At 45.9% G+C, this 11829-nt stretch carries 7 protein-coding genes and 2 pseudogenes; 4 read left to right on the top strand and 5 right to left on the bottom strand.

What is annotated here, in order from left to right; genetic code table 11:
• Nucleotides 1–170: 170 nt before the first annotated feature.
• Complete coding sequence (locus QUA50_RS03245; RefSeq protein WP_333260236.1) at nucleotides 171–2369, bottom strand: transglycosylase SLT domain-containing protein; 2199 nt, start codon at nucleotides 2367–2369, stop codon at nucleotides 171–173.
• Nucleotides 2370–2763: 394 nt separating this feature from the next.
• Here QUA50_RS03245 and QUA50_RS03240 point away from each other — a divergent pair, with 394 nt between their 5' ends.
• Together QUA50_RS03240 and QUA50_RS03235 are read left to right on the top strand one after the other, a co-directional pair.
• Entirely contained in the window at nucleotides 2764–4242 is a 1479-nt protein-coding gene (locus QUA50_RS03240; protein WP_333260239.1) for a leucyl aminopeptidase, read from the top strand.
• Nucleotides 4243–4654: 412 nt separating this feature from the next.
• Complete coding sequence (locus QUA50_RS03235; RefSeq protein WP_333260242.1) at nucleotides 4655–6877, top strand: PAS domain S-box protein; 2223 nt, start codon at nucleotides 4655–4657, stop codon at nucleotides 6875–6877.
• Nucleotides 6878–7401: 524 nt separating this feature from the next.
• Here the strand turns inward: QUA50_RS03235 and QUA50_RS03230 are convergent.
• The 3 genes and pseudogenes from QUA50_RS03230 to QUA50_RS03220 form a co-directional block, all read right to left on the bottom strand.
• A pseudogene (locus tag QUA50_RS03230) lies at nucleotides 7402–7491 on the bottom strand (DUF4058 family protein); the annotation flags it as partial.
• 257 nt (nucleotides 7492–7748) lie between these two features.
• Complete coding sequence (locus tag QUA50_RS03225) at nucleotides 7749–8603, bottom strand: M56 family metallopeptidase (RefSeq protein WP_333260244.1); 855 nt, start codon at nucleotides 8601–8603, stop codon at nucleotides 7749–7751.
• Nucleotides 8603–9025: a BlaI/MecI/CopY family transcriptional regulator gene (locus QUA50_RS03220; RefSeq protein ID WP_333260246.1), complete on the bottom strand. Its 423-nt coding sequence runs from the start codon at nucleotides 9023–9025 to the stop codon at nucleotides 8603–8605. Before QUA50_RS03220 ends, QUA50_RS03225 begins: the two co-directional genes overlap by 1 nt.
• 240 nt (nucleotides 9026–9265) lie before the next feature.
• Here QUA50_RS03220 and QUA50_RS03215 point away from each other — a divergent pair, with 240 nt between their 5' ends.
• Both QUA50_RS03215 and QUA50_RS03210 read left to right on the top strand, forming a co-directional pair.
• Nucleotides 9266–10204 (top strand): MbnP family copper-binding protein, encoded by a 939-nt coding sequence (locus tag QUA50_RS03215; RefSeq protein ID WP_333260248.1) that lies wholly within the window; start codon nucleotides 9266–9268, stop codon nucleotides 10202–10204.
• 113 nt (nucleotides 10205–10317) lie between these two features.
• A complete protein-coding gene (locus QUA50_RS03210) occupies nucleotides 10318–11496 on the top strand; it encodes an MbnH family di-heme enzyme (protein WP_333260251.1) in 1179 nt (392 codons plus the stop codon).
• A 113-nt stretch (nucleotides 11497–11609) separates the two neighbouring features.
• On the opposite strand, the pseudogene QUA50_RS29195 reads toward QUA50_RS03210, so the two are convergent.
• Nucleotides 11610–11764, bottom strand: a pseudogene (locus QUA50_RS29195) (ATP-binding protein); the annotation flags it as partial.
• Nucleotides 11765–11829: the final 65 nt, after the last annotated feature.

The following is an 11829-nucleotide window of genomic DNA, read 5'->3' as shown; positions in this document are numbered from 1 at the left end:
ATGATGGTTGTTTGTTGGGTGGGGGCGGGTTTTTGAGATTGTTTGTTTGGGGCGATTATGGTTGGTGGAACCCGCCCTTACGGAATCATATTTTGTAGGGGCGGGTTCCACTAAAAATATGTAACGATTACCAGCAATTTAGATCAACCCGCCCCCACACCGCGAATAATTCACTTTGCTTTTTTCTGAGCAGCCGCATAATGCTCGCTCATTAACTGATTAACTTCTGGATTGTAAATCCGCAGATAATTCCAGTAATTCTCAAACACCGATTTTACGTATCCTTTCGTTTCAGGAAACGGAATCTTTTCTGCAAAAGCATCCGGGTCACTAAAATTAAACCTCTTCAACCAATCTGCTACTGCATTCGGCCCGGCATTGTAACTCGCCACAGCTAACATCGAGTTATTCTTGTACTCGTCGTGAGTGTGATCCAAATACCACGTACCGAGTTTAACGTTGTCGTCCACATTCTCCAATGAATACTTTTTGAGGCTGATTTGTCCAGCAACCCAAGCTGCTGTTTCTGGCATTACTTGCATTAAACCTGTGGCGCCAACTGATGATTTAATAGCGGGCATAAATCGCGATTCTTGCCGGATTAATGCTGTTACTAATACTGGATTTATTTTGCGATCTTGCGACCATTTGACAATGGTTTCTAAGTAAGGAAAAGGATAAAGTGCTTGCCAATAAATCGGTTGCTGTCTGAGTTCGAGGTATTGGGTTCTATCATCTGGTTTATCGCGCTGGCGCAAACTCCCAACCATCCACAAACCGTCTAAATTATCTCCGACTGCAACTCGCATTAAGCCGTCGGTAAACTGTTCCGCAATACTTGGTTCTACGCGATCGATAAATTCTATTTGCCACAGCGTCCAAGCATCTCTATCTTGACCTAATTGATAGAGTTCTTTCAAGGCAGGAGAACCTGCCATTGGTTCGGGGCGCTGAGGCGGCCGCACTACATTGGGAGACAAATCTCGGACTGTGGTAAAGTCGCCGACGGGCCAGCCGAGAAGTACAGCCGATCGCCACGCAAAATATGATTCGGGATAACGTAAGATAGTGTACTCAAATGCAGTCTTGGCGTCTTGTTGCCGACCGAGTTGCTGTGCCCATTTCCCAACCCAAAATGCTGCTTCTGGAGCTTGTTCGCTGTCGGGATTGTGGGTGGTTAATTCTCTCGCCCACTGCCAAGCTGATTTTAAATCTCCGCCTTTGGCATACTGCTGGGCGATCGTCCACCGCAATTCGCCTGCTTTATCAGAATTATTGTATTTTGTCAAGAGCAACTTCCGGGTATCTGAGGCGGATTGACTGCTGCGTGCTTTGTCGAGAAGTTGGGATTTATCTAACAAAGCTTCGGGGGCATGATTGGGGAATTTGCTAATAACTCGATCGAGCAAAACGATCGCTTCTTTCGGTTCGCTCAGCCGCGACAGCCGAATTAAACCCAAACCAGTATCTTCGGCATCGGGAAACTCGCGCACTAATTCTTGATAGGCAATTCTCGATTCGGGGATTTTTCCGTCGAGCCACAAACCGCGAGCTTTGCGGTAAAGATTTTTGGCGTTGCGGGGAGCTTTCCCGTAAGCAATAGCTCCTTTGCCGTAATCTTGTTTTTCCCAATAGCCAAAGGCAATTTCTTCCCAATCTTCCGGTTTCAAACCGGCGCTGTTTCGCTGCACCAGTTGTTCCACAATTGTCCCGTAATCTTTGACATAATGACCGTGTTTTGCTACGAGCAGCATCAACTGCGGCTGATTGGGATTTTCTTTTAACTTAGCGAGGGCAATTTCTACGCTGCGGGGATGAGCGGGAAATTCAGTAATTGCCTGTTGCCAATATTCCGGTTTTGACTTGCCTAAAACATATAAAGCTTCCGCTGCTACCGGGTCGCTCGGATAGTTTTTGAGCAGTTCCTCCCAAGCTTTTTGAGTTTTGCCTTTGTCGCCGCTTAATTGGTAGGCTTGCGCCCTTTTTAGGGCAATGTGAGAGGCTAAAACCGGATATTCTTGCTCTAATTTGTCTAATAACTTTAATGCTTTAGCCGCATTTCCTTGCTGGATTAAATCGCTGGCAAGCAGGTAGCGGGCGCGGCTTTGAGGGGAGATTTGCTGCTGCGGGTTTGTACTTGCAGGCTGACTGGCTGCGAGTTCAACTAATTTCGCCGATCGCTCGCTCGGTGACAGCGACACCAGCATCTTGACTTGCGATTCGGAATTGGCTGCCTCCAGGGGCTGCTCGGCCTTCTGGGATGAGCCCAAACCCATCCATTTCATCGCAGCAACCAAAGAGCCGATCGCAATAACGCAAACTGAAACGCTGATTAAAACAGAAAATCTGGCCCGGCGTCGTTTTAGCATGGGAAAATTTAAGAGAATAACAATAGAGAACCGATCGTTTGTCAAAAGCCATCACAGGCAGGATGGGTGTTCCACGCCATCACAGGCAGGATGGGTGTTCCACGCCATCACAGGCAGGATGGGTGTTCCACGCCATCACAGGCAGGATGCCTGTTCCACGAGAAATAAATGTTAAGAGTGGGGCGGGTATGAACAGCCGACCCTAAAACAGATTATTGAGATTGGTGCGAGATCCGATCGCAGGCGGACTTGGCTGATATAGTAGCAGAATTTATTTCGATGCGGAGCCCAGAATTTGTGCGATCGATCTCTTTGCCCGCACCTGCAAAAAAACCACAAACCACCAAGTACAAAGTACAATCAAAAATCTAAAATCTAAAGTGTAAATCAAAACATGGAATTTCTAGTCACCGATACGCCCCGCTCTGTTTGGACGGGAGACGCCCTGGCAATTGGTCTATTTGAGGACGGCTTGGAACTCACGGGCGATCTGGCACAATTAGATGAAAAGCTGGCAGGCACTTTGAAAGAGCTGCTACTGGAAGTAGATTTTAAGGGCAAAGCGGGCACGAGCGCCATCACCCGCGTCGGCGGCAATAATCCCATCCGCAAAATTGCGATCGTCGGTTTGGGAAAAACAGAGGACTTAAAATTAGACACCGTGCGGCAAGCTGCAGGCGTTTGCGCCAAGTTAGCCAAAAAGGAGAAATGCAAAACCCTCGGAATTAGCTTTCCTGTGTGGAAAAGTGCGCCGGATTCTACAGCAAGCGCGATCGCCGAAGGTGTAGAACTCTCTTTGAATCAAGACAACCGTTTCAAATCGGAACAGGAAGACAAAAGCCCGCAACTCGAACAAATTCATTTGCTCGGTTTTGCAGGTACCGAAAGTGCGATCGCCCGCGCCCGCCAAATCACTGCCGGAGTCATTTTAGCACGGGAATTAGTCGCAGCGCCGGCCAATTTTGTCACCCCGATTACTATGGCAGAAACCGCTCAAAGTCTAGCTGCCGAATGCGGTTTAGAATTAGAAATATTGGAGCGGGAAGACTGTGAAAAACTAGGAATGGGAGCCTTTCTCGGCGTAGCGCTAGCGTCTGATTTGCCGCCGAAATTCATCCACTTAACTTACAAACCCGAAGGCACACCGCGTCGCAAAATAGCAATTGTGGGCAAAGGATTGACCTTTGATTCTGGGGGTTTGAACATCAAAGGTGCGGGCAGCGGCATTGAAATGATGAAAATAGATATGGGCGGCGCTGCGGCTACTTTGGGAGCGGCCAAGGCGATCGGACACATCAAACCCGATGTGGAAGTTCACTTTATCAGCGCCGTCACTGAAAACATGATCGGCGGCCGCGCCATGCGCCCTGGAGACATCCTTACAGCTTCCAACGGCAAAACAATTGAAGTCAACAATACCGATGCTGAAGGCCGTTTAACCCTCGCTGATGCTTTGGTATTTGCTGATAAATTGGGAGTTGACGCAATAGTCGATTTAGCAACTCTAACCGGGGCCTGCGTAATTGCTTTAGGCGACGATATCGCGGGTTTGTGGAGTCCTCAAGATAGCGTCGCCGCCGAAATAGTCGCCGCATCAGAATTGGCCGGCGAAAAATTTTGGCGGATGCCGATGGAAGAAAAATATTTTGAGGGATTGAAAGCATTGCACGCCGACATGAAAAACACCGGCCCGCGTCCCGGCGGTTCGATTACGGCGGCGCTATTTTTGAAGCAGTTTGTAAAGGATACTGCATGGGCGCATTTAGATATTGCCGGCCCGGTTTGGACTGACAAAGAAAATGGCTACAATGGCCCTGGGGCTACTGGTTTTGGTGTTCGGACTTTGGTGCATTGGGCGCTGGGCGGTGCTTAATTGTGGATTTCCAGCGGAAAAATTGAGACTTTCTCTGCCTTAAAAGTCTGTTAGTCCATCTGTGAGCCAGGGGTTAAAAACCCCTGGCTCGCTGCTTAAGTAATCTCAAAAAAAATTTAATAGCGATCGTTAACAATTTAAATGTTTCTGAAGCAATAGCTAGGCGAACCTCTGTATTCCGTCACAGGGAGCAATGCTTACGTTGCGATCCGTGACGCTCGGCATGGCTCATGCTTGGGAAAAGCTTCGTTCCCAGGGCCCTACCTCGACAGTTTTGACATTTCCTGAAAAAATAGCTGTTTCATAAAAAATGAAAAAAGTATATAATTATGTAAATATTTCACTAGCCGAAATCAAATAATTAGATTTGATCCGATTTGCATTGGTACAGATAATTTTTTTCTTGAACTTTATGCAAGAACAATTAACAATTTTTTTTTCCACACTTGCTGTATCTTCTAGACTCGCCTGCAACCTGGTGCCGGAGTTGCGATTGTACGCTGTTTTTGACTCGCTGACGGCACTGGCTTATTGCTCGATCGCCCTATCGTTAGTTTATTTTACCCGCCAAGGTTCTCACCGCAAGATTTTCCTGCTGTTTGCCGTTGTTTTTTTTGCCTGGGGCGCGGCTAAATTGACGGAAGTTTGGACGCTTTGGCATTGCATTTATTGGCTGTCGGTAACTCTCAAAGCTGCAAGTGCTTTGATTTCTTTGCTTTTAGCCGCAACTGCCCTCGCCCTCATGCCGAAAGCACTTGCCGAGTCTGGTTTAAATCAAAAAGAAAAATTTCAACAACAGTCGTTAAAACAGGTAGAAGAAAATCAGCCGCAACATGATATCGAGACAGGAGAATTGGCAAAACAATCGATCGATCTTTACCCTTCAGATACTATTGTCGATCGCACTTTAGCTCTCAATTCGCTGGAAGGACAGTTAGAAAAAGAAATTGCGGATCGCCAGCGGGTTGAGGAAAAGTTGCAACTAACTCAATTTGCGATCGACCGATCGGCAGATGCGATATTCTGGATCGGGCCAGACGGTAAATTTTTGTACGTCAACGACGCCGCTTGCACTTCATTGGGATATTCAACCGCTGAATTGCTATCGATGACAGTGCACGACATCAATCCAGATTTTCCCCAAACTGCTTGGAGTTTGCACTGGAAAGTCTTAAAAAGGTGCGGTTCGGTTAATATTGAAGTTCACCATCTCACTAAGTACGGTCGAATATTTCCGGTAGAAATTACGATCGACCATTTGGAATTTAACGGCAAAGAATATCAGTGCGCGTTTGCTCGCGACATTAGCGAGCGCAAGCGGATTGAGGCCGCTTTGCGGGAAAGAGAAGAAGAATTTAGATCGTTAGTTTCTAGCATTCCCGGTGCAGTTTACCGTTGCAGTGCTGCGGGGCGATCGAGCATAACTTTTATCAGCAGTGGCATCGAAGCTATTTCCGGCTATCCGGCAGCTAACTTTATGCAAAAACCGGTGCAGGCTTTTCCGAGTATAGCTCATCCCGATGACGCTGAGTATATCGATAAAACTATCGATCGGGCTATTAGAACAAAACAACCTTACATCATCGAATATCGCCTAATTCACTGCGACGGAAATGTGCGGTGGGTTGCAGAGAAAGGTCAAGCCCTTTTCAACGCAGACGGTAAAGTTTTATCCCTCAACGGCGCCATTTTTGACATGACAGAGCGCAAAGCGGCGGAGGATGCTTTGCGCCTCTCTGAGGCGATCGCCAACAACAGAGCCCAGCAGCTAGAAATCGCTCTCAAAGAACTCCGAGAAACTCAAGCTCACCTAATTCATACCGAAAAAATGTCAAGTCTCGGTCAAATGGTAGCTGGAGTAGCTCACGAAATTAATAACCCTGTCAGTTTTATCTACGGCAATATTTCCTACGCCAGCCAATATATCAGAGACTTGTTGCAGCTTGTGGAACTTTACAAAAAACACTATCCTCAGCCAGCGGTAGAAATTCAACAATGTATTGATAATATCGATTTAGAATTTTTGACAGAAGATTTGCTCAAAATATTATCTTCGATGAAAATGGGAGCAGATCGCATTCGCGAAATAGTTCTGAGCTTGCGAAACTTCTCGCGTTTAGACGACTCAGTAAAGAAGCCGATCAACCTTCACGAAGGCATAGACAATACGCTACTAATTTTGCACAACAAACTGCGCGCCAGAGGCGACTATCCCGAAATAAAAGTAATCAAAGATTACGGTAAACTCCCCTTAATAGAATGTTATGCAGGTCAGCTAAATCAGGTATTTATGAACCTGCTTAGCAACAGTATTGACGCCTTGGAAGATGCTTACAACCAAAAAAGGCGCTCAGCAGCCGGCGGCGACGATTGGGAACCAACTATTAGCATTCGCACAGAAGCCCTGAACGAAAATAGTATTTGCATCCGCATTGCCGATAATGCGATCGGCATGACAGAAGACGTGCGGAGCCGATTGTTTGACCCATTTTTCACGACAAAACCGATGGGAAAAGGCACTGGTTTGGGGTTAGCCATCAGTTACCGAATTGTGGTGGAAAAACACGCCGGAGCCTTGATATGCCGTTCCACCGTAGGAGAAGGTACGGAATTTGCGATCGAGATTCCTTTATGAAAAATGTGTTTTTAGTGAGGACTTGCATTCCTGACTACAAACACATTTTGCGGACATAATATTATATGATGTCCGGTCGATTACTGTTGATATGGGCGGGGCGGGTTTATGAATTTGTTGGCTTTGAATTTGAGCGGGGCGGGTTTGCGTGACTCCTAAAATCGGCATGGGTTTGCCACTTCTGAGCAGGTCAATTTCGACTAAGGATCGCGAATTAAATAACTTACAATTTTAATTGTTATTGTGGGATGGGCGTCCCGCCCGTCCCACTTTCAAGAGTGGAAGTTATTTAATTCTCATTCCTAAGTTTGTGCGACTTCTCAACACTTGCTGCCGTTTAGTTTCATCAGCATTTCGTCCTTCTTCTGTATTTTTATGTTTAAAAAAATAACTTCAATAACGGTGATAAGCTGTGGAGGATTTAAATTGTATATTCGGGACGGGCTAGAAGCCCATCGCACAATAATTTGACTGATTTTTGACACACAATTTAAATGGAGAACAGCTTAACTCGAGCGTTCGATCGCGATCGCTACGATCGCGCGGCTGCGAACTTCTGACCAAAATTCCGGTTGTTCTAAATAGGGATTCATTCCCGGAAAAGGGGAGGGCATTCGAGATCCTCGCTGGTTAACTTTGCTTGCTGCAATACTTATACCAATTCTCGCCTCCAGAAAGCAACAATGATGAGTGTGGGTTTGTTTGCGCTCACCCGCTCGTGTAAGGTGCGTCGCTCAAAGATTGTGGATATTATTTAATATTTAAGGGTGGCGACGCACCATACAGATACTGTTGCATGAGTTTTGAGAATTAGTATTATTTTATAACTTCGGCAGGGATTAAGACCATGTTTGCGCGCTCGCCACTTGTATTAACTGTGAAACGGAACAGTTAGTAAAGGCAAAAGCGTTAAAATCAGCCAACTCCAAAACCACTTATTCGATTTTAGCGGCGTTTCTGCCCCTGTCAAAAGCGCATCTATTCTCTCTCCCAATCTATTGGGATCTCCCGCAGCACCAACCACGCAAGCTATATCAAAATATCGGTGCGGATAGCTGGCTACCAACAGCAAAGCTTCTGCTAATAACAAAGAATCAACTCCCGCCGCAGCCTTAGCATCAGCCCGCAATTCCCGCAGCGTCAATAACTCTTCCCACAAAGCTTGCGTATTCGGCAGCCAAGCCGTGATTTGCCGCAGCCATCCCAGCCAGAAAAACCAGAAAGTATCGCGGTAATAGTAGTGCGCTTGTTCGTGGGCAATTACTGCTTGCAAGTGAGCTGGGGCGAGGGTTTTCAACAAACCCGAAGTGACTGCAAATTCAGGTTGCCAAAAACCAACTAAAGCCGAAAATAGAGCGGGCGTGTTCATAACTCTCACTGTTTTTCCGGCTATTTCTTTCTGCGGGCAATTGCGAATTTGATTTAAAAATAAAATGCCCTTGGAGGCTAGCTTAATGCACCAAAATGCTGCTAGTATTAAGAAAGTTACAGCTAGCAAGTAGCTCAACCACTCTTCTTCAATTCCTACGATATGAATTCCTACCATTTGTCCTTGAATTCCCATGAATAAAATTGCTAAAGCTGTGGCGAGCAATAACAGGGGGGGAAACAGGAATAACAAGAGCGATCGCTGCCAGCGACAAGTCCAATTTCCGTGAGGAAAAGACCATCTCAATCTCAGGCAGCAAGCAGCAATCAGTGCAGTTAAAATTAGGATTAAGTGCATTATTTTAGCTCTTCCCTAGCTTGGCGGACAGCTTGAATGCGAAGGGCAATTTCTTCTAATTGTTCGACAGTTGCTTGGTCGAGGCTGTCAGCAAATGCTGCTACAATATCGGGATTGCCTACTGCTAGAAATTTCTGCAATCGATCGTAAGCAAAGAGCGATCGAGCTTCTTCGCAAGAAACTAAAGGTTGCCAAGTGAAAGTCCGTTCTGTTTTGTCGCAAACCAGCCAACCTTTGTCTGTCAGGCGCCGCAGCACTGTTGTTACTGAAGCGTAAGCCAATTCTCGATCGGGATCGGACAAAATGCGATCGTGCACGTCTTTCACTGTAGCAATTTCTAGTTCCCAAACTATGTTCAAAATCTCTGCCTCTAAAGGGCCGAGGGAAAGTTGTTTGGGGCGGTAATTGGGCAGAGGATTCATGCTATTTTAGATTTTAGATTTTAGATTTTAGATTTATTTACCGTACAGGTAATTGTTTGTATAGCTTACATCCTTGACGGTGATGAGGAGTGTTTCTTTAGAAAAAATTAATCATAAATCCTGTTATTTACAAGTTTGACAAGCTGTCATTTGACAATTCAAGCGAAGAAGTGTAAAAATCAGGCCAAAATTACCAAACTCAGTATATTGGGCATCCATTCAGCCAAAGCTTAACCTCAAATGAAAAAACAACTAATACAGGCTTCAACTGCGGCAGCCCTCGCCATTTTGTGTACCTATTCAACTGTCGATAGGCATCAAGCCACAGCGGCAGAAACTCAAGAATTGGAGATTAAATTTAGCGCTGCCGTGGGGGAAAAGCCGTTTAACTGCGGGGAAAGCTACAGTAACTTAGGCACGGCGGGTGCTACCGTTACTCCTGCAGATTTCCGCTTTTATATATCCGATGTTGCCTTAATTGACAACAGCGGCAAAGCCGTACCGCTAACTCTCAAACAAGACGGCAAATGGCAGCATCAAAACATTGCTTTGCTGGACTTTGAAAATAAATCCGGCGCTTGTGCAAACGGCACTGTAGAAATTCGCGATCGAGTTCTTGGCACAATACCAAAAGGCAGCTACAAAGGGCTGCAATTCACCCTCGGCTTGCCATTCAATCTCAATCACGGAGACGCAAGTCTAGCACCTTCTCCCCTCAATTTAACATCCCTGTGGTGGAACTGGCGGGGAGGCTACAAATTTGTGCGAATTGACCTAAAAAATCCAAGGGCTAGCAGAATGCCAGCCGGAAAATCGGGCCGGCAAAGCAGCCAAATTGCTCACACAGAAGGCAGTCGCGGCGGCGGAGTGCAGGGTTTTGCCATTCATTTAGGAAGTACCGGATGCAAAGCTGAAGGCAACACTCTGAAGCCGAGTAGCTGTGCTAATCCCAACACCGCAAAAATAGTTTTTAGTAACTTCGATACCGCAAAAAACACAGTTTTTGCCGACATCAAATCGCTAGTTTCTCAAACTAATTTGGAAGTCAATCAAGCCAATACTCCTCCCGGCTGTATGTCAGAACCGAATGACGGCGACTGCGCTGGAATTATGACAAATCTAGGTTTGCCCTTTGGAGGCAAACCCCCTGCCGAACAGAATTTCTTTAAGGTTAAATAACAGAGGAATTACGCATATATCCCTTCACAAACCGGGTTTTTCCAAAAAACTCGGTTTCTGCGTCCTGGACTATAACAGCAATGGTGGGCAGTGCCCGCCCTACGATAAAAAGAATGAAATTAAATCGACTGTTAACTTTTACTATTATCTGCATTATCTCATTTTGCTTAGCAACGAGCATTAGCGAAGTTTGGTCGCCCGAAACAAGCGCGATCGCAACTTCTGCACCGCCAACTTACAATTGGAATATCCCCGCAGCATTGCCAAAACCAATTGTACCAGCAGATAACCCAATTACCAAGGAAAAAGTCGAACTGGGGCGACATCTTTTCTACGAAAAACGCCTGTCAGTTACAGGAAAATTTTCCTGCGCTACCTGTCACATTCAAGCCAAAGCATTCACCGACGGCAAAACATTAGGACTCGGCGCTACCGGAGAAAAACACCCGCGCAATGCCATGAGTTTAGCCAATATCGGCTACAATTCAGTGCTGACTTGGGCAAATCCCCTACAGAATAAACTGGAATCTCAGCTATTAGTTCCCCTGTTTGGCGAACACCCTATCGAAATGGGAATGGTAGGTAAAGAACAGGAGATTTTAGGAATGCTGCGGTCAGATTTACAATACCCAAAAATGTTTGCAGCGGCCTTTGGAACCGGAGACAATTATATTAGTATTCATAACTTAACCAAAGCTATCGCCTCCTTTGAACGCACTTTAATTTCCCTCAATTCTGCCTACGACCGATACCGCTACAAAGGCGAATCCAGCGCAATTTCAGCCTCAGCCAAACGGGGAGAAGAATTATTTAACAGCGAACGCTTGGAATGCTTTCACTGTCACGGCGGTCTCAATTTTTCCGACTCTATTATGCACGATAGGCTAGCCTTTAAAGAAATCGCTTTTCACAATACAGGCCTGTACAATATCGACGGGAAAGGTGCTTATCCCCCCAACAATACAGGGGTTTACGAGATTACGAACCAACCCTCAGACATGGGCAGATTTAAATCACCAACTCTGCGTAATATTGCGTTGACAGCACCTTATATGCACGACGGAAGTATCAAAAATTTAGAAGAAGTTATCGGTCACTACCAAGCAGGTGGCAGAACTATTAAGAAAGGAGAATTTGCTGGTGTAGGAAGTGAAAACCCGCTCAAAAGTAATTTTGTTTCAGGCTTTAATTTGACTGTAAAGGAACAGCGAGATTTGTTGGCTTTCCTGCGAAGTTTGACCGATGAAAATTTTATCAATAACCCCGCATTTAGAGATCCGAATCTGGAATAATACTGTATAACCCAGATAATTTCATTGCGACTCAGGCTTTAAGCCAGAACGTTTTTGTTCAATTGGATGTGAGGGTCTTTTTCACAGGTATCTGATGTATAAGGTTAGCGTGCCTAGTTGAGGGAACAGACTGGCAGAACGATCGCAAATTCAGTCGCTTGACCTAGTGCGGAATTCACATCGATCGCACCCCCATGTTTCTCAACTACAATCTGCCGTGGGCCAAACCCAATCCCGTCCCTTTACCCACTGCTTTCGTCGTCAATAAGGAGCCCGAATTAAATAACTTACAATTTTAATTGTTATTGTGGGATGGGCGTCCCGCCCGTCCTT

Origin of the sequence: Microcoleus sp. M2_D5, from assembly GCF_036701935.1 — a bacterium.
In the GTDB taxonomy this organism is placed as follows: Bacteria; Cyanobacteriota; Cyanobacteriia; order Cyanobacteriales; family Microcoleaceae; genus Microcoleus.
Note: the sequence above shows the minus strand (reverse complement) of the source record. Positions and strands in the feature narration are given on the sequence as shown.

Coding starts and splice junctions, on each gene's coding strand:
- QUA50_RS03245 (WP_333260236.1), bottom strand. CDS start 2,369: ATGCTAAAACGACGCCGGGCCAGATTTTCTGTTTTAATCAGCGTTTCA.
- QUA50_RS03240 (WP_333260239.1), top strand. CDS start 2,764: ATGGAATTTCTAGTCACCGATACGCCCCGCTCTGTTTGGACGGGAGAC.
- QUA50_RS03235 (WP_333260242.1), top strand. CDS start 4,655: ATGCAAGAACAATTAACAATTTTTTTTTCCACACTTGCTGTATCTTCT.
- QUA50_RS03225 (WP_333260244.1), bottom strand. CDS start 8,603: ATGCACTTAATCCTAATTTTAACTGCACTGATTGCTGCTTGCTGCCTG.
- QUA50_RS03220 (WP_333260246.1), bottom strand. CDS start 9,025: ATGAATCCTCTGCCCAATTACCGCCCCAAACAACTTTCCCTCGGCCCT.
- QUA50_RS03215 (WP_333260248.1), top strand. CDS start 9,266: ATGAAAAAACAACTAATACAGGCTTCAACTGCGGCAGCCCTCGCCATT.
- QUA50_RS03210 (WP_333260251.1), top strand. CDS start 10,318: ATGAAATTAAATCGACTGTTAACTTTTACTATTATCTGCATTATCTCA.